Annotated in this window: 16 protein-coding genes and 1 pseudogene; all 17 read right to left on the bottom strand. The window is 43.1% G+C overall.

What is annotated here, in order from left to right; all coding sequences use genetic code 11:
- Positions 1–105 precede the first annotated feature (105 nt).
- Positions 106–1,137 (bottom strand): UDP-glucose 4-epimerase GalE, encoded by a 1,032-nt coding sequence (gene galE, locus CWI81_RS00220; RefSeq protein ID WP_126783239.1) that lies wholly within the window; start codon positions 1,135–1,137, stop codon positions 106–108.
- A 4-nt stretch (positions 1,138–1,141) separates the two neighbouring features.
- On the bottom strand, positions 1,142–2,053 hold the full coding sequence (locus CWI81_RS00215; RefSeq protein WP_126783238.1) for an exopolysaccharide biosynthesis polyprenyl glycosylphosphotransferase: 912 nt from the start codon (positions 2,051–2,053) through the stop codon (positions 1,142–1,144).
- 180 nt (positions 2,054–2,233) lie between these two features.
- A complete protein-coding gene (locus CWI81_RS00210; RefSeq protein ID WP_126783237.1) occupies positions 2,234–3,961 on the bottom strand; it encodes an SLC13 family permease in 1,728 nt (575 codons plus the stop codon).
- Between the two features lie 65 nt (positions 3,962–4,026).
- Positions 4,027–5,445, bottom strand: a complete 1,419-nt coding sequence (gene cysN / locus CWI81_RS00205; protein ID WP_126783236.1) for a sulfate adenylyltransferase subunit CysN — start codon at positions 5,443–5,445, stop codon at positions 4,027–4,029.
- Positions 5,445–6,356 carry a sulfate adenylyltransferase subunit CysD gene (gene cysD / locus CWI81_RS00200; protein ID WP_126783235.1) on the bottom strand — a complete coding sequence of 304 codons (912 nt, stop codon included), beginning with the start codon at positions 6,354–6,356 and terminating at the stop codon, positions 5,445–5,447. Before cysD ends, cysN begins: the two co-directional genes overlap by 1 nt.
- Before the next feature lie 130 nt (positions 6,357–6,486).
- On the bottom strand, positions 6,487–7,653 hold the full coding sequence (locus CWI81_RS00195; RefSeq protein WP_126783234.1) for a nucleotide sugar dehydrogenase: 1,167 nt from the start codon (positions 7,651–7,653) through the stop codon (positions 6,487–6,489).
- Between the two features lie 108 nt (positions 7,654–7,761).
- Positions 7,762–8,900 (bottom strand): annotated as a pseudogene (locus tag CWI81_RS00190) (IS3 family transposase).
- Between the two features lie 164 nt (positions 8,901–9,064).
- Positions 9,065–9,616: a sugar transferase gene (locus tag CWI81_RS00185; protein ID WP_126783233.1), complete on the bottom strand. Its 552-nt coding sequence runs from the start codon at positions 9,614–9,616 to the stop codon at positions 9,065–9,067.
- A gap of 17 nt (positions 9,617–9,633) precedes the next feature.
- Complete coding sequence (locus CWI81_RS00180) at positions 9,634–10,545, bottom strand: NAD-dependent epimerase/dehydratase family protein (protein ID WP_241970359.1); 912 nt, start codon at positions 10,543–10,545, stop codon at positions 9,634–9,636.
- Between the two features lie 115 nt (positions 10,546–10,660).
- Entirely contained in the window at positions 10,661–11,854 is a 1,194-nt protein-coding gene (locus tag CWI81_RS00175; RefSeq protein WP_126783231.1) for a glycosyltransferase family 4 protein, read from the bottom strand.
- Complete coding sequence (gene wecB / locus CWI81_RS00170; protein ID WP_126783230.1) at positions 11,844–12,998, bottom strand: non-hydrolyzing UDP-N-acetylglucosamine 2-epimerase; 1,155 nt, start codon at positions 12,996–12,998, stop codon at positions 11,844–11,846. Before wecB ends, CWI81_RS00175 begins: the two co-directional genes overlap by 11 nt.
- Positions 12,995–14,131 (bottom strand): UDP-2-acetamido-2,6-beta-L-arabino-hexul-4-ose reductase, encoded by a 1,137-nt coding sequence (gene wbjC, locus CWI81_RS00165; protein WP_126783229.1) that lies wholly within the window; start codon positions 14,129–14,131, stop codon positions 12,995–12,997. Before wbjC ends, wecB begins: the two co-directional genes overlap by 4 nt.
- A 2-nt stretch (positions 14,132–14,133) precedes the next feature.
- Positions 14,134–15,168, bottom strand: coding sequence for a polysaccharide biosynthesis protein (locus CWI81_RS00160; RefSeq protein WP_126783228.1), 1,035 nt, complete (start codon positions 15,166–15,168; stop codon positions 14,134–14,136).
- 49 nt (positions 15,169–15,217) lie between these two features.
- The gene (locus CWI81_RS00155; protein ID WP_126783227.1) at positions 15,218–16,417 is read right to left on the bottom strand and encodes a hypothetical protein; all 1,200 of its coding nucleotides are present in this window, start codon (positions 16,415–16,417) and stop codon (positions 15,218–15,220) included.
- Positions 16,418–17,083 (bottom strand): HAD family hydrolase, encoded by a 666-nt coding sequence (locus CWI81_RS00150; protein WP_126783226.1) that lies wholly within the window; start codon positions 17,081–17,083, stop codon positions 16,418–16,420.
- Positions 17,083–17,820, bottom strand: coding sequence for a 3-deoxy-manno-octulosonate cytidylyltransferase (locus CWI81_RS00145; RefSeq protein ID WP_126783225.1), 738 nt, complete (start codon positions 17,818–17,820; stop codon positions 17,083–17,085). Before CWI81_RS00145 ends, CWI81_RS00150 begins: the two co-directional genes overlap by 1 nt.
- A 14-nt stretch (positions 17,821–17,834) precedes the next feature.
- Complete coding sequence (locus tag CWI81_RS00140) at positions 17,835–19,433, bottom strand: aldolase catalytic domain-containing protein (RefSeq protein ID WP_126783224.1); 1,599 nt, start codon at positions 19,431–19,433, stop codon at positions 17,835–17,837.
- Positions 19,434–19,465 lie beyond the last annotated feature (32 nt).

Here is a 19,465-nt window from a genome sequence, read left to right as displayed (position 1 = left end):
TTGCCACCGCCCCAGAACACCGGTAAAAACCTGTAAGGTAGTACTAAAAATCAAAATGGGAGACTTACAAAAATTGTTCAGCTACATCACTAAAAGTAACTGCTTCTATCTATTTCTGTAACCGGTAGGATTATTTGATTGCCAATTCCAAGAGTCACGCATCATATCTTTTAACCCTAACTCAGCTTTCCAGCCCAGTCTTTTTTTCGCGTATTCAGGATCCGCGTAACATTCTGCGATGTCACCAGGTCGACGCTCAACGATACTATAGGGTACTGTCTTCGTGCTTTGTTCTTCAAAGGCTCTTATTACTTCTAAAACCGAATAGCCCTGTCCAGTGCCTAGGTTAATCGCATCAAACCCCACTGACGTGTTTTTCTCCATGAGCTTTAGTGCCTCTATATGACCTCGGGCGAGGTCTACCACATGTATATAGTCGCGCACTCCGGTGCCGTCGCTTGTAGGATAATCGTTGCCATATACTTTGAGCTCTTTAAGTTTTCCAATAGCCACTTGGGATATGTATGGTATTAAGTTATTAGGAATACCGTTAGGATCTTCGCCTATTACCCCTGAGCTATGCGCCCCTACCGGGTTAAAGTAACGTAGTACAATAGCTGACCAATTTGAGTCTGCATTACATAAATCTTTAAGGATGAGCTCTACGATATATTTCGAAGTCCCATAAGGGTTCGTCGTTCTGCCGACCGGCGACCTCTCTTTAATAGGAATAGCATCGGGGTCGCCATAAACTGTAGCTGAGGATGAAAAAACGATATTTTTAATTCCAAATTCTTCCATCGCTTCACACAGCACCAATGTACCACTAACATTATTTTGATAGTAACTCAGAGGTTGTTCAACGCTTTCACCAACAGCTTTTAAGCCGGCAAAGTGAATCACCGAGTCTATTGAGTACTGACTAAACACTTCGCGTAAACAGGCTTTATTAAGAATGTCACCTTCGATAAAAATAACCTGTTTGCCAGTGATTTTTTCGACACGCTTAAGGCTTTCTCTGGAGCTATTCGACAAATTATCTAAAACAACAACCGAGTAATTTGCCTCGAGTAATTGCACAACTGTATGCGAACCGATGTAGCCGGCTCCGCCTGTGACGAGAATACTTTTTTCCATAAAATTACTGACCCTTAGCGAACAACACTGTTTTTACAGTCAAAAAGGCTATTTTTATATCCATCCATAAGTGGTGGTTTTTAATGTAGTACAAATCGTAGCGATGCTTCCATTCAGCGTCCTGTAATGACGCGCCATAGGGGTATTTAACCTGAGCAAGCCCAGTTATCCCGGGCTTAACCGAATGTCGAAAGCGATAATAAGAAATAGACTGCTCGAGCTCACTGACAAAAACATCACGTTCTGGGCGTGGGCCAATTAGAGACATTTCACCCTTAAGCACGTTAATCAATTGCGGTAGTTCATCGATTCGCGTTTTCCGAATAAACTTGCCGACACGAGTTACCCGTGGGTCATTTTTTTGAGCCCACTGTGCCCCTCCGGACTCGGCATCACTTCTCATAGAACGAAACTTAATAACCTCAAACTCTTTATTAAACAATCCTACTCTAGGTTGTCTATAAAAAATGCCACCTGGGCTGTCCAGCTTAATTATAATAGCGAACAGAACCAGTAGAGGTAAGAGCAAGAGTAGAGCTAATCCACCAAACATTACATCAAAAACTCGTTTTACACGACTAGCCCAACGATTTGAAAGAATTGAGAATGCTTTTTGCTGAAGAAAAAAACTAGAGTCAACTAAATCGACTTCAGTAAAACCCTTTACTCTCTCAATATATGAAATCAAAGGCTCTACCCAAGCCCCTTGTTCAGTAGCATAAATTAAAAAATTTTTTTCTTCGTTACTCAACTTATAAACGCGATAATGACAAACAATTTCAGGCATGGCAGCCTTTAAATCAAATTCATTTAAAACGTAATTAATCTCTACGCAATTTAGTACTTTAGCAACATGTTCTTCATGTTCTTGCGGGCAATACACATGAATTATATTACGCTTCCTTGATTTCCGCATTTAACTTTTTCCCAAACTCAAGTGATAATGAAAACTACGTACTAGCGATATTACTTCTACTAATGAAAAGCTAGTGATCAACACCCATCGCCGCCAGACACTGGAGCAACATGCTAGGCAATATCTTCCTTCATTGGTTATATCGTTTGTAAACTATAGACGAATTGTACCGCAAGCGGGCTAAAACGGAAACAGCAAAGGAATAAGCCACAAACTCATGGCAATGTAGGTAAGGGCCACAGGAAGGCCGGCAAGCAGGAAGTGTTTTAAGCGGTAATGGGTGGCGTTAAAGACCATAAGGTTGGTCTGGTAGCCATAGGGGGTAATAAAGCTCGCGGAGGCGGCAAAGGCAACGCCCATTACCATCGGGAAGGGGTCAATACCCATACCCAGTGACAATGAATAAGCCACGGGGAACATCAGTGCAGCAGCAGCGTTATTGGTCACCAGTTCGGTCAGCAGATAAGTTAATATAAACACACCGATAAAGGTCAGGTAAACGCCATTGCCTGCCAGTGAACTCGATGCAAAGTCGCCGAGACTATCTGCCACTCCAGTACTTTGCATAGCGGTCGCCAGGCACAAGGCGCTGGTAACAATCAGCCATATCTCCACCGGGAAACGGCGTTTTATTTCATTAAGACGCAGGCAACCGGTGGCAACCAACGCGGCTAACAAGAACAATACTCCTAAAAACAGCGAAGAGCCTGTGGCAACGGTAGTGCCTATCATTGCAACAAAACCCCAAAGGGTCAGTTTTTCGCGCCAGCCACTCAGCATGTTTTCGGGCCGCACACCGCTTAACACAAAAAAGTTTTTAGTCAGGTTCGTGCGGGCGGCAAAGTCGGGGCCGGTGGCCAAAAGCAAAATGTCCCCTGCGCGCAACCGCACGTATCCCAGACGACCATTGATCCGTTCACCTTCACGGCGAATCGCCACCACAGCAGCATCAAAGCGGGCGCGGAAGCCGCTCTCTTTTAGTGTCTGACCGCAAAGCACCGACTCAGACTTTATCACCACTTCAGTCAATTCGTGGGTTTCCAGGCCTTTTTGCTCGGCGAAAAGCGACAAGCCCGGAAACTGATTCAGCACTTTAACCTTACCAACGTCACCGGAGAAAATAAGTTTATCGCCCGCCTGTAACACATCGTAACGAGTTACTGGCCGTTTAATGTCACCATCACGGTGTAGTTCGGCCAGGAACAGATCTTCTAAATGGCGTAAGCCTGCGGCTTCCACGGTTTGGCCCACCAGCGGTGAATTGTCCTCAAGCTCAGCTTCGACAAAGTATTCGCGACCGCCTTCGTCGTCTTCGCTAAAGCTCGGTAAAAAGCGACTGACCACAAACAACACCACAAGCCCTGCGCCAAGCACCCCCGCACCTACCAGGGTGAAATCAAAAAACGCAAAACCACTGTGCCCGGTTTCGGTAAACAGACTGTTTACGATCAGGTTGGTGGAGGTACCAATCAGCGTCAGTGTGCCGCCCATAATGGCCGCGTATGACAAAGGAAGAAGCAGTTTGGAGGCAGGAATAAAGCGGTTACGCCGCACGGCGTTTAGCAGCGCAGCAACAACCGCTGTATTATTAAGAACAGAAGAAGCCAACGCGCTTAAACCCATAACCCGCCAGGTGGTTAGCGCATTAGACGGGCTGAATAAATAACGCGACAGCGTTCTCAGTAAGCTGGTTTTTTCCAGTGCAAAGGAAATCAGCACCAGCATCACCAGCGTGGCGAGGCCGGGGTTGGCCGCATTCGACAATAGTGCCTCCTGCGAGACCCAGCCGCTGGCCACAGTCACCAGCATCGCGCCGGAGAAGATCATGGCCGAGCGCTCTTGATAGCGGATCAACAACACCACCATCAACAGCATTAGTGCTGCCAGTAGTAACCCTGAGCTTGTCATAACGTACCGTGCGTCCTGGACGCACGTTTATTTTTCAGGTTTACACGTTGCGTCATGGACGCAACCTACTTCAGCAAGTCTTTCGCTTCCCAGTGCGGGAAGTGCTTACGGATAAGTGCGTTCAGCTCTAACTCAAATTCACTGTAATCGTGCTTTTGTGTTTCGCCCTCATCTGAGCCCGACAGCGCCTGACCGATCATTCCTGCGCCAACGGTCATGTTGGTCATACGATCGATAACAATAAAAGCACCGGTTTTCGGGTTGCTCTGGTAATCGTCAAACATGACTTTTTCGGTAACGTGCACGTCCACTTCACCAATTTCGTTTAGCTCAAGCTTGCCCGCTTTGTGCTCGGCAAAGGTATTCACATCAATGCGATGCTGAACCTCTTCAAACTCACCAGTCGTCAGCTTGCTGTTAAACTTAAGGTAATACTCGCGGTGAGTCTGCAGAGCGTCCTCATTCATCCACACCAGTTTCGCGCGAAAGCGACTGGACACGTTCGGCAGCGAGTCTTTTTTCACAATCATATCGCCGCGGCTGATATCAATCTCATCATTTAGCGTTAAGGTAACCGCGGCCGGAGCTAACGCTTTTTCATGCTCACCTTCAAAGGTCACAATCGACTTAATGGTCGAGATTTTCCCGGACGGCAACACACGAATCGTATCACCAACGGCGATCTCACCGGAGGTAATGGTACCGGCAAAGCCGCGGAAGTCGGAGTTAGGACGATTCACGTACTGCACCGGGAAACGGAACTCAGCACTGTCAGCTTCGCGCTCAATCGACATGCTTTCCAGGTATTCCATTAACGGCGAGCCGCGGAACCAGCTAAGCTTTTCGCTTGGGTTCACCACATTATCGCCTTTAAGCGCCGAAATCGGCACAAAACGAATGTCCGGAATATCCAGCGAGCCGGCCATGTCCAGATAGTCGGCCTGAATTTGTTTATAGGTGTCCTGCGAGTAGTCCACCAAGTCCATTTTATTAACCGCAACAATCACATGTTTTATGCCAAGCAAGGAACAAATAAAGCTGTGACGACGGGTCTGGGTCTGCACGCCTTTACTGGCATCGACCAAAATCACGGCAACATCACAGGTTGACGCACCGGTCGCCATATTACGGGTGTACTGCTCGTGACCCGGTGTATCGGCAATAATGAACTTGCGCTTATCGGTAGAAAAGTAACGGTAGGCAACATCAATGGTAATGCCCTGTTCCCGCTCAGACTGCAGACCATCGACCAACAGTGCCAAATCGACTTCGTCACCCTGAGTACCGGACTTCTTGGAATCCTCAGTAATTGCCGCCAACTGATCTTCAAAAATCATTTTGCTGTCGTGCAGCAAGCGGCCAATTAAGGTGCTTTTGCCGTCATCAACGCTGCCGCAGGTAATAAAACGCAGCAGCTCTTTGTTCTCGTGCTGTTTTAGGTACGCTAAAATATCTTCTTCAATTAATGGGCTGGCGTGTGACATTAAAAGTAGCCCTCCATTTTTTTCTTTTCCATAGACCCAGCACTGTCGCGGTCAATCACACGGCCCTGACGCTCAGAGGTCGTGGTTAACAGCATTTCCTGAATAATTTCGGGTAACGTCGCGGCTGTCGATTCAATCGCACCGGTTAACGGGTAGCAACCCAGGGTACGGAAGCGCACCATTTTCATTTCCGGCGTTTCGCCTTCTTCCAATGGCATACGGTCGTCGTCCACCATAATTAAGGTGCCATCGCGTTTAACCACCGGGCGTTCTTTCGCAAAGTACAGCTCTGGGATATCAATGTTCTCTAAATAGATGTATTGCCAGATATCCAGCTCAGTCCAGTTAGACAGCGGGAATACCCGAATGCTTTCGCCTTTGTTGACCTTGCCGTTAAAAATATTCCACAGCTCCGGACGTTGGTTTTTCGGGTCCCAACGGTGGTTTTTGTCACGGAACGAATAGACACGTTCTTTGGCACGAGACTTTTCTTCGTCACGGCGAGCGCCACCAAAGGCGGCATCAAACTGGTGTTTATTCAGAGCCTGCTTTAATGCCTGGGTTTTCATCACGTCAGTATGCAGAGCACTACCATGGGTAAACGGGCCAATCCCCTTTTCAACACCCTCCTGATTGATATGCTCAAGCAGTTTAAACTCGTGTTGTTCCGCCATGCGATCGCGAAACTCGATCATCTCACGGAATTTCCAGGTGGTGTTCACATGCATCAACGGGAACGGAATTTTACCCGGCGCAAAGGCTTTACGGGCTAAGTGCAGTAATACGGAGGAGTCTTTACCCACTGAGTACAACATCACCGGGTTATCAAACTCTGCCGCCACTTCGCGGAAAATATGAATGGACTCATATTCCAGCGCTTTTAGGTGCGTTAACTTCTCTTCGCTAATCATTGGTTTCCCATATTTTAAGCTTTCATCAAATATCGTTGTTCGCGTCCCCGACGCAAAATCTTATTCCTGTATCTTGCGTCCATGACGCAAAATCTCAATTCAGTACCTTGCGTCCCTGACGCAAGCAGTTTTAATCACTACCAAACAAATCCCGAGTATAAACCTTATCAGCCACATCTTTAAGTTCAGGCGACAAACGGTTCGAGACAATCACATCCGCTTCCGCTTTAAAAGCTTCAAAGTCGTCCACCACACGCGAGTTATAAAAGCTTTCTTCTTCAAGCACCGGCTCGTAGACAATCACTTCGATACCTTTGGCTTTAATGCGCTTCATTACGCCCTGTATCGCCGATGCCCGGAAGTTATCAGAGCCTTGCTTCATCACTAAGCGGTAAATACCCACCACTTTTGGCTTGCGGGCAATAATACTGTCGGCAATAAAGTCTTTCCGGGTGCGATTTGCATCAACCACTGCTCGCATCATGTTTTGTGGTACATCCTGATAATTCGCTAAAAGCTGCTTGGTGTCTTTCGGTAGACAATAGCCACCATAACCAAAGCTTGGATTATTGTAATGGTCACCAATACGGGGGTCTAAACCAACGCCCTCAATAATTTGCCGGGTATTTAAGCCGTGAACTTCTGCGTAAGTATCTAGCTCATTAAAATAAGCCACTCGCATGGCTAAGTACGTATTCGCAAACAACTTAATCGCCTCAGCTTCAGTACTGTCTGTAAAAAGGGTCGGCACATCTTTTTTAATGGCGCCTTCCTTCAGGAGTTCAGCAAACACCTCTGCCCGCCTTGAGCGTTCACCCACAATAATGCGAGACGGGTAAAGATTGTCATATAAGGCTTTACCCTCACGCAAAAACTCCGGTGAGAAAATGATGTTGTCAGTACCCATTTTCTCTTTAAGCATCTGGGTATACCCAACGGGAATGGTCGACTTGATGACCATAACGGCATCAGGGTTAATTTGCTTAACTTGGGCTATGACAGCTTCGACACTGCTGGTGTTGAAATAATTGGTTTCCGGGTCGTAGTCGGTAGGGGTTGCTATAATGACATAGCTCGCGTCGCTGTATGCTTCTTCGGGGCTTAGCGTGGCCTTAAGGCACAGCTCTTTTTCATTAAGAAATTCAAAAATTTCCTTATCTTCAATGGGTGACTTTTTATTATTAATGAGCTCGACTTTTTCTTTTATAATATCAACTGCATACACATCATTATTTTGCGCTAAAAGGACTGCATTTGATAAACCAACGTATCCTGTCCCTGCTACTGCTATTTTCATAAAATATCCAATTATTCGTTCTTAATTGTAAAAATTAAGATATTATAAAACTGTTTACACCACTCAATGTAGTGGTCAAGTAATGCTGGGCACCGGTTTATAGTTATTTCAGTAACATTTCTCTGATTCGTTTGGCTTTAACCCACCATTATATGAATGCGGTCTCAGCCGACTGTAATAACCGAGAATATAATCGTCGATCCTTTGTTTTGTTTCGGTAAAACTCAGGTAACCAATTTTTGGTATCCATTCGGTTTTAAGCTTCTAAAAAACCTCTCCATCGGAGCTATTATCCCAAAAGTTTCCGAAGCGGCTCATACTTTGTGTCATTCTATAACCTAGATCCAATTATTAACTGCCTGAACTTGCGACTGGTGTAGCGGCTACCCTGTTCACTGTGATACATGACCAGTTGTGATTGCCATCTGCGTTCGAACGGCATTCAGCGCCTGACACATTAAATCACTGCCAGATGAATGACTCATAGCACAACCAGTTGGTTTACGGGAGACAGGCATATCACGACAGTAAGATAAGCCCACCCCTTCCCCATCCATACAAAGTTGACATCACCGCACCACACCTGATTAGGGGCTGTCACCGCAAACTGTCTGTCCAATGAATTGGCGATCGCGACATGCTCCTGTGCTGTTTTTTATAAGCATGCTTCGGTAGCTGACAACTGACCAGCTTCAGTTTCTTCATCAGGCGGTCAGCACGATAACGTGTCAAAGTAATGTCGTGTTTATCGTCATTGGTAATGATTATCAGCTACCGTTCTCGCCCCAACTAAGACATTACTTCGGCGATGCGCTTTGCGCACCAAACTGAGCAGTTGAATAGCGTCTGGCTAGATACGCTTGTCTCGCTGCTGCCAGTATTTAAATGTGCTGCAGTGAACATCCAGGACCTCGCAAAAATGTATAATCGGATATCTGCGCTTAATGCTCTGACTCAGTTTCTCGGTTCACGTGAGTGTTTCATGGAGTCCGACATCAAAAGAGCTGAAGCCTTTTTTAAAATATTCTTTTCTAATTCAAGGCGTCCAACGCGTTTCTATAGCAAGCGGATCTGCATCTGCTATAGTATCATAAGACTGGCTTGTGGTATCTTGCCCCCGGTTCTGCTCTTAATTGCTTAACCCATTTACCAAGCGTTGAATAACCAACGCCCATGGCGTCAGCAGCCTCCTTATGAGAATAACTTTGATCAAGAACCAACTGAACCGTTTCGAGCCTGAATTCCAGGCTGAAGTTGGGACGACTTTTTTGTCATTGTGACACTACAATAATAGCAGCATCTCTTTCCATTAACTGCTACTTTCATAGTATTTAATTTGTCCCTAGACTCACTTTGAATAAAAAGTTTCCGATACTCAACTATGAGTTACTTTAGAAACTGAAATAAACAATCAGCTAACCCGATCACCAAAACCCTTTCCAGCGACGGTCTCTATAATATATTGAAAGTAATTTTTTATATTCAGTGTCTCAATCATTTTTGCATCAGTGGCCGCTAATAGCTCGGGGGTCGACATATCGATTTCATTTATTTGCGCTAATCCAGTTATACCGGGGCGAACCTTGAACACGCCTTTCTTATCCCTCTCGGCAACCAGCTTTTCCTGATTATATAATCCAGGTCGCGGCCCCACCAAGCTCATTTCCCCTTTTAAAACGTTCCAAAGCTGAGGTAGCTCATCTAACTTTGTGCGGCGGAGGAAGTGTCCAAACTTTGTAATAGACGAGGCGTTTGCTAAGTGGCTAGCAACTGAAACAGTATCTTTATTCATCGTTCTAAACTTCACTAATATAAAAGGCTCTTTATTTTTACCTACTCGTTCTTGCCGAAACAAAGGACTGCCTGTATCAAGTAAGCCTATTAGCGTTAGTAAAAAAAGTATAGGCAGCACTGCTAACAGGCCGATTAAAGAAAAAATAAAATCCATAATTCGTAATAACATCTAGTGATAACCTTCTATCATTTTTGCTTCAGTGCACTCTTTAATGCATCGTCTACTGAAACTTTCGGTACCCAGCCCAAAAGTTCTTTATTTTTTTTAATGTCGACAGTTAGATTTACGTTCAATTTCTCTACAATATCTTGTTTTCCTATAAGACAAGCGATACCTTTTAAAATAGGAACAGGAAAGGGCATAAGCAGAGGAGGTTTACCCAATGTTTTTGATATTTTTATCAGGAATTCAGAAGTTGACAAATCACAGCCATCACTAATAAGAAAAGTTTCGTTTCCCGCAGAAGGATGCGTCATACAGAGAGATATAAAATCAGATAAGTTATCAACTGAAACGAAACTTCTTTTATTAATTATACTCCCTATCGGCTTTGGAATGGGTGATTTTGCCAACTGTACGAGCTTTAGAAAGTTTCCTGGCGCATTAGGACCATATATTAAAGGTGGACGTATGATCACAAAGTCCATACTTGTGCCTTGAGACACATTTCGCAAGTGCCTTTCTGCCTTGTATTTCGATTCGGTGTAAGCATCGTAAGGAGCAGCTAGATCCCTCGCTTCAAAAGGATAGTTATTTGAACAACCATTTACTCCTACCGAACTAATGAAAATAAAGCGTTTTACGCCAGCTTGAACACACCGCTCTGCGAGGAGTTTAGTAAGCTTCGTATTAACCTCATTATATATCTCAGCCGCATTGCTCTTTTCGTGAGCAACTCCCGCACAATGAATAAACACAGAAATCTTCATATCTGCTAACATAGCTGTAGTTAGTTCTGATAAATCTTCTAAAAAAAAATCTGACTGATGCGGATTGCGTAGGCCACTGCCCCTAATGGGGGTATAAACTGGCGTCCCGATCGAACGCAGATATTTAGATAAGTGACTGCCTAAGAAACCACTCCCCCCTGTTAGCATCACACTCAAAGGCTATTCACCATAATCTAGTCAATATTTGAACCTCAAAACCTCTCCCTTAAATAGGAGAAGAACAATTTACTTCTTCTTAATATCATTCAGAACGAGCTATTTTTTAGTGACATACTTCTTCAACAACTTTTGCTACACCTATTCTTTTGGAAAATCTTTTTTCAAAAACTGACCGTATATGAGCTGTCGACGGCATCTTTTGCGAGTTACAAATAGTATCAATGGTAGCTGCTATTGCCTTCGCATCGCCCAAACAAGCATGCCAACCGATATCAAACTCTGAAACGAGTATACTGGGTTCGGCGTTGGGATTTGCTAGTACTAAGATCGGTTTACCAGCAGCCAAAGAGTAATAAGTTTTACTTGGCACGCCTAGTCCTGTGACTTCATCCCGAAGCGATACAACTGCAACATCACAATCATTTAATACGTCACTTCGTTCCTGCTTGGCTACACCTGCTTTCAGTTGTACCCTTACTACAGTATTATTTTCCTTAATAAAGGATTCGACTAATTCTACATCCGCCCCACGCCCAATAAAAGTGAACTGTGCGTTGCTAGCATTCACATATTTAAAAGAATCGAGTAATTGTCGAATCCCTTGAAGAGAGCCCATATTACCAAAAAACTGGAAACGAACAGAGTTCTGAGTTAAAGCCGGATCGCTTTTGGGGAAGATTTCTTCTCCATCCGCCCAGTTACTAATTACGCTAATTTTTTGCTCTTGTATGCCGAAACCTTTAACATGCTCGGCCATACACCTACCTATAACCAGAACTCTGTCTAGCCCCCTATAACTAAACTTAAATAACGGCTGTACTAGTTTACTAGCAAAACGGATGCCCCAATTTTTGGAGAGGGCAATTAGATTATCGGGAAACAGGTCATAACAAAGTAATATTTTCTTTACTGACCTTCTTACTGGCCAAAGACCACTCATAAGAACCAAAAATGCCGGGTTAGTCCCAAAGAATAAAACAGTTCCATCTCTCACTTCTTTCTTAACTTGCTTCCATAAGGACAAGGTCAATTTTATCGAACCAACGGCTTTACCTATTGACTGACCGTGGCTATATTGGGCAGGGAAAACAAAAGATGTATTCAGCTGTCCAGCAAATGAATTTCTCAACTCAAATATAGCTTCTTTATTTAATTTTGTTTCAGGAGCCACAACGGTTACTTGACAATCGTTTTTCAGAAAACCCAGTAAAATATCAAAAAAATACTCCCCCGTTGAATTAGCATCCGCGTTTATATATTCTCCTACCATTACAATATGTTTTTTACTACCAGTCATAGCGGCTAAACGAATCCATGTTTTTCCAGTGCGGAGTTAATTTTGCGGTTCCGGTAATTAAGCGTACAACTCGCTCTGACGTGTTTCGAATTTTGTATTCTTCCGGAGTTTCACGTTCTGTACCAGAAAAAACGTCGCGAGAATTTGTAGCTATGCGAACTCCGTCAACTAACATTTGCTTATCCAAGCCGGTTAAAGCTATAGCACCGGTATCGAGCGCTTCGGGGCGTTCAATGGAACGGCGTAACGTAACGGCAGGAAAGTCTAAAATTGAAGATTCTTCGCTGATGGTACCGCTATCAGAAATAGCACAAAAAGCATCCATTTGTAGCTTGTTGTAATCAAAAAAGCCAAAGGGCTTTAAGAACTGGATGCCTTCTAAATCCTCAGTTAATCCGAGCTTTTCTAGTCTATTACGCGTTCTAGGGTGTGTAGAAACAACAACGGGGTAACCATAGGCTTCATATAAAGAACTTAAGCACTCAACAACTTTCTTGAGGTTCTCTTTACTATCTACATTTTCTTCTCTGTGAACGCTAACAATAAAGTATTTATTTTTCTCAAGTTTCAGGGTATCCAAAATACTAGATTTCTGAATTGAAGGTAATACATGCTCTAAAACTTCTCGCATCGGCGAACCGGTGAGATAAATAAAGCGATGGGAGAGCCCTTCACTTAGAAGATGCCTTCTTGCATGCTCTGTGTAAACAAGATTGAAATCGGCTAAATGATCAACCAGTTTACGATTAATCTCTTCTGGTACGTTAGCGTCAAAACTCCGGTTACCCGCTTCCATATGGTACGTAGGTACCTTCATTCGTTTCGCCATCATAGTGGCTACAGCACTATTGGTATCGCCTAAAACCAAGACCGCATCAGGCTTCTCCTCAAGAATAACCTGTTCCGTCTTTATCAAAATTTCACCAAGGCTTTTACCTAAAGAAGAGGTATCAACATTTAAAAAGTGATCGGGTTGACGCACACCAAGCTCTTCAAAGAAGATATCGTTCAATTCGTAGTCGTAGTTTTGACCAGTATGAACAATTTTATGGTCAACGACTTGGTCGAGCGCGGCCATAACACGAGACAAACGTATTATTTCTGGGCGTGTACCCAGAATAGTCATTACTTTTAATTTTTTCATGAAAGCTTTACCGGTGCGTAGTAAGTGTCAGGGTTATCGCGATCAAATATTTCATTCGCCCATAGCATCACAACCATTTCGTCATCGCCGACGTTGGTAATGTCATGACTCCATCCGGGGGCAGTTTCAACTATTTCTGGTCTATCGCCATTTGTAAAAAGTTCGTGGTATTCGTTCGTTACCATATGACGAAAACCAAAGTGTGCCTGCCCTTTTATAACCAGGAATTTTTCATTCTTTGTGTGATGGTAATGCCCACCTCTGGTCACTCCAGGGTGAGCTGTAAAAAACGAAAACTGTCCAGAGTCTTTCGTTTTTAGCATTTCGACAAAAACACCGCGCTCATCACCGTGTTTAGGCACTTCGTATGAGAAGCGTCCTTTGGGTAAATAGCTAACATAAGTTGAATACAGCTTACGGGTAAAGCCGTCACCGACCTTCTCTGTAACTAAGGTGTCACGACTCTCTTTGAATAGACTCAACAGGTCAGCTATACCACCCACTGTTTCTTCATAAATAGGCAGCACTTGACTAGGCTCACCTAAGGTTTCAACTTTTTTCTCTTCTAAAACCAAGCTACGTGCAGCTTTAACGAACTCATTCACTACGTCATCTATGTAAACAAGCTTTACTTTGGCATTAGCGTCATTGACTTGTATGGGCAGGTCACGAGCAATGTTATGGCAAAAGGTCGCCACCATTGAGTTATAGTTTGGTTTACACCATTTCCCAAAAACGTTTGCTAATCTATAAACTTTTGTAAGAACGCCAGTAGCCTGAGAATAACTCATGACTAACTCTTCAGCTTGTCGCTTACTTTTACCATAAGCATTGTCACGTTCAGCCTGAATAGATGAACTATAGATGACAGGTAAGGGTTTAGGTTGAGCGCTTAACGCATTTAGTAACTGTTCCGTAAAATCAGTATTCCCCTCGAAGAATTCACTTTCTTTTTTAGGTCGGTTTACACCAGCTAAATGTATAACACAATCAACACCTTCTAATAACTCTTTAAGCTCGGATATCGTATGGTCTTTCGTGAACTTAATATATTCAATATCTTCTATTTCATCGATATGAACAGTCAGGTTCTTACCGACAAAGCCGTTGGCGCCAGTAATCAATAACTTCATAGCTAACCTTCTGGATTAATATATTCGCCGTTTGCAAACGCACGCATGAAAGGAAGTTTATTCAACAGCTGTTTCATTCCCTCAACATCTAACCGTTCCGTATTATGGGAATTGTAGTCTTCCACCTGCTCTATTCTATTATCACCCTGATCAACATACTTAGAGTAGTTGAGGTCACGAAGATCCGGCGGTACACGGTAATAGTCACCCATATCCTCTGCGCAAACCATCTCTTCTCTTGATAAAAGTGCCTCGAAAAGCTTTTCACCATGACGCGTACCCAAAACTTCAATTTTATGCTCATGTTTACGAGCAAAGGACAAAATCGCTTTCGCTAAAGTTTCAATAGTCGCAGCAGGGGCTTTCTGGACGAAGATATCTCCGTTGGTACCGTGTTCAAATGCGTATAAAACAAGATCAACAGCATCATCCAAAGTCATCATGAAACGGGTCATATTCGGATCTGTAATCGTAATCGGCTTTCCATTCCTAATTTGGTCAACAAAAAGAGGAATTACCGAACCTCGTGAGGCCATAACGTTTCCATAGCGAGTCCCGCAAATAACGGTCTTGTTCTCATCTACGTTACGCGATTTAGCTACCATGACTTTTTCCATCATAGCTTTTGAAATACCCATTGCGTTAATGGGGTAAACAGCCTTATCTGTACTTAAACAGACAACTCGCTTTACTTCATTTTGAATAGCGGCTTCCAGAACGTTCTCAGTGCCTATAACATTTGTTTTAACCGCTTCCATTGGGTGAAATTCACAGGAAGGCACCTGCTTTAGAGCGGCCGCATGATAAATGAAGTCAACACCGCGGCTGGCGTTTAAAACACTTTGGTAATCCCGAACATCACCGATGTAGAACTTCAACTTGGGATGGCTATATGCCTTACGCATATCATCTTGTTTTTTCTCATCTCGACTGAAAATTCGTATTTCAGCTATATCGGTGTGAAGAAACCTGCGCAAAACCGCATTACCAAAAGACCCTGTTCCGCCCGTTATGAGGAGGGTTTTATTTTGAAACATTAAAAATTCACCTATAAATAACTTTGAAACCCTGAACTAACATATACGGTTAAGCTACCTTAGAGCTTAACCACTGAATCAGTTCGTCGACATCCGTTACCTGTTTAATACGGTCATCCCAAAGTGATGGAAATTGTTCATGAAACGACTTGCTATCGTCCGAATCGAAAAGTAGAGCGCAGGACAAACTGCCCGAGTATAGAGCTTCTAGCAATACCGTAGACTTTCTAGCCAAAATCACATTACCTGATATAGCTTGACTAAAGTCGTCAATAATATTTTCAGGAGGCAAACCTAGCTCGATGTAATCATCTTTTGAGTCTAACGGATGCAACTTTAGATACACGTCTATTCCGTTTTCAAGTAGAAGAGATAGTATCATGAGGTTAATGTCCTTTCCTCTAGATTCAGGGAAAAACACAATCCTTCTCTCTACGTTTTCCTTTTCAATCTGACGCCCCAATAGCCTTTGTACAACCTCTGGAGAATAAATGAAGGTTTGATCGAAGTTTTTATAAATATCTTCATAATACTTTTTTGTAGCCTGTGAATAGCAGTAGAATGTGTCTCCAACCACTCCTCGCGGCAATTGAATTGCATACTCTAAACCATGCGGGTAACAAACCAGTTTAATTCCTTTTTCCTTGCAGATGGTTTGTTCTGATAACGCGAAGCGATCTTCCTTGTTACCGGTTACTACTACACTAGGGTTATAAAGATTAAGAAGTTCCGAAAAGTACGAAGTAAAATTCACCTTGTGAGCAAACCGGGGAATGTATAACTTTATCGCGCTAAAAGCGCCGCGTAATGGCAAGTAATTTGACACTTCGCTACTAAGCTTGGAGAAATCCTTGAGAAAAATAGAAAAAGATCTAAGAAAGGCTATCAACCGATGCTTAAGCGGTAAATTATAAATATTATTTTGCTCTACCTTGCTGAAGGGCTTCTCAGAGAAAAAAGTTACAGCCTCCTTTGTCAGGAAGCGTAATTTATTGGAAGTAGCAAACGTTCTAGCAACGCAGATTTTCGTTTCACATTTAGCGTGTTTATCCACTTTTCTAGGAAATATAAAAAGAATAAAAGAATAAATAGCAGTTACAGTAAATAAAGCTGGGAATGCTACTAACCACCATAACAGTAGGCTTAATGCTTTTGACGTACCCTCATACTGCCGCTCAGAGCGTGCACCATAATATAAAGTAAGTTCATTTATGTAGTCACTCAGCTGTTCTTCCTTTGGCACTTTCAACTACTCTCTCTCTAGGCTCATTAAAGATTCCATATTTCTAGTAGCACAAATGCCATTTTCAGCTACCCATGATTCCCAGCCCTTTACTTCACTCCAGCCACTTAAAAAGACAAAGTCTAAATCGACAAATTTAGCTGCCTTAAAGTCATACTTGCTATCACCAATAAAAAGAGCGGGTGTAAGAATGTTGCCGTTTTCCAATTCTCTAGTCAAAATATCTTCCTTGGTATCCGGACTACCAAAGATGCCAGCATCAAACCAATCACTGAGCCCCCGCATCTTGAAGATCTCTCTTAACTCCGCTTGATCCCCTCCCGAAACAATTAGCCAACGGCTATGAGGTGTTTTACTGCGCAGCCTTTCCAATGCCGGTTCAATAGCGCAATTTTGCAACCCCGCCTGAACGTTGGCTGCATAATCCGCTAGTAGCTCTTTAAGAGCAGCTTCTGAGGGCTTTTCAACAATGTAGTCTAAAAAATAGGAAAACTTCTTGTAACGCGACACTCCGCCATTCGCTACATGATACTCAACAAGCTCGTCTGCAGCTCTCAATCCATATGGGAGAGCTGCCTTATAAAATGATTCTGTTTTTACCTTATTCGAGTCGAGAACAACGCCGTCACAATCAAATACCAGTGTCGAGTAGCTTGTTATATTAAGTTCCATTACTGTGGATTATTCCTAAGAGCATTCTCAACTTTTGAAACATCACTCGGTATATCTACAGCTAAACTACCCGGTTTTGTTTCTATCATCTTAATTTTTTTACCAAGCTCTAAGAAACGCAGTATTTCAATATCTTCGCTTTTCTCTAGCTCGCTTTTTCGACCAAACTCCCTGAAAGCGCTCAAGTCTTCTTTGGTAAAGGCATAAATAGAAACCTGCTTTTTATATTTTACTGGAGCATTTTTAGGGTCTTTATAGCCCGGTAAAGCTGCGCGCGACATATATACTAATTCATTTGTCTCATTCATTATTACTTTTGGGATGTTCACGCTGTGAGGGTCTTCATCTTCCGATAGCCAGCTAAACCCATTAATAATAGAGCTAATATCATTAATTTTGGCATCCCTAATCTTTAATATATCTTTCGGATCAACTAACGGTTCATCACCTTGCACATTAATAAAAATATCTGCGTCAATTTGCGTAGCAGCTTCGGCTAAGCGATCCGTTCCCGTTAACGCATCACTAGAAGTCATAACGGTCTGAAAGCCTGCCTCTTTTACTACATCAGCTATTCTTTCATCTTCTGTCGCAACATAAACATTCTCTCGGCCAACTGCCTTTTCAGAGAGTTCTGCTACCCATACAATCATAGATTTACCCAAAAGCTTAACAAGAGGCTTACCTAGGTATCTACTAGAGCTAAAACGAGCAGGAATTAGTACAACACTTCGCATATAAATATTACCTTTTATAACGCGTAAACAGATTCGCTATGCATTCCATACCGTGTTGGCGTAATTGCAGTTAGTGGAATCGACTTTTCACTATTTTGATATAGCTCTAGTAGCCCATTCATTTCCTGACTTCTAGGATCATCCGCACCATAACCATCAAACCCGGCCATTAGAATATGTTTAGCCTGACCACTTGTTGCAACGGCTAGTGCGTAAGCAATAACTAAAGAATTAGGCAAAGTACAGCACGTTTTTCCAAACTCGAATTTACCATCTTCTACATTTAACCCAAAATCAAATATCTCTTTACCCGATAGTGATTTTTGGACTTCAAGAGGAAGTGCTGAAAGAGGCGTAATTAATGGTTGCGGCAACTGAGTGTGTCGCTCGCAGTCAGCTAGCAGCCTCACTGGATGACAAGCCAAACGAAAATCAATCATTTCAGCTTTTACAGAGGTCTGCGTATTTAACGCCAGAACTAAGGGTCTTTCTTTTGCTATATAGTTTTCAAGCGCTAATTTATGTTCCGAAACTCCCGGACCGCTACCAAGAAGAAGAACAGTTCGATCTTTAAAGATGTCCGAAGGAGACCACACCCCTTCATGCCTATCAAAATAGAACTGGCGAGCTACGCCGAGGGCTGTTTGATCAAACTTTTTGCCACCAACAGCCCTCAAATGCTCTATTACAGCTAAAATATCTTCTTCTCCATACCTTGGGTCAGAGAGCATTTCCTGGACGTAAGTTGGATGAATACCGTACTTGCCAGAAAGGTAATAATAAGGGTTAGACCCCCAACCATATTCGTTTTTCAGTGGCTGGAAATATCGACGAATAATTGACATGAGAGGAATAAGGTTTATTTGGCTATTTCTTCTTTCTGCCGCCTCAATTACTAGCTCTTCAGTTCTTGAGTTACCGGGGCCGCGTCCCATACCAGTTACCGTTGAATCTAGCCAAGTAACCCCCTCATTGAAAGCGGCCATCGTGTTTTGAAGAGCTAGCCCCATATTATCATGGGTATGAATGCCTAAAGCCCCCTTCCAATGTTTTCTTAGCAACCTAATTATTTTTGTACAATGCTCAGGTGTCATACTTCCCATAGAGTCCGCAAAATACAGTACATCTAAGTCATACTTAGCTGCCGCCATCGAAAGATCAGATATTTCGTCTTCGGTTCTATCAGCAACCTGCATTAAATTAAAGCCAACTTTATAACCTTTCGACTTCAACCAGGTGGAAGCCGGTAAAGCTTTTTCAAACTCATGAACATGGCAAGCTATGCGAACCATATCTACAGAACTGTTGGACATTGTTTGAGGAAATAGTTTTTGCAAGCAATCTTCAAGCGGTTGTTCAGCAACTAGCTCAGAAGCATTAACCATCACAGCCACTTCTAAGTTCCCTGGAATCGGCAGGCTGCTTAAGTACTCATCTGTCGTGTAAGCTGAAGCTCCTTTAAAGCCTTGGTTCTTCAGTGAACGAAGACCTAGCTCAACGACATCTACCCCACTAGCAGACATCGCATTCAGATATTCGTAAACGACATCTACAGGAAAATTCCAGCTATTATAATAGCCACCGTCTCGAAGCGTGCAATCCAATAGTTTCACTATACAATCCCTTTTTTTACTTTAACCTTGGT

The sequence above is a fragment of the Idiomarina seosinensis genome (genome assembly GCF_003987275.1).
In the GTDB taxonomy this organism is placed as follows: Bacteria; Pseudomonadota; Gammaproteobacteria; order Enterobacterales; family Alteromonadaceae; genus Idiomarina; species Idiomarina seosinensis.
Note: the sequence above shows the minus strand (reverse complement) of the source record. Positions and strands in the feature narration are given on the sequence as shown.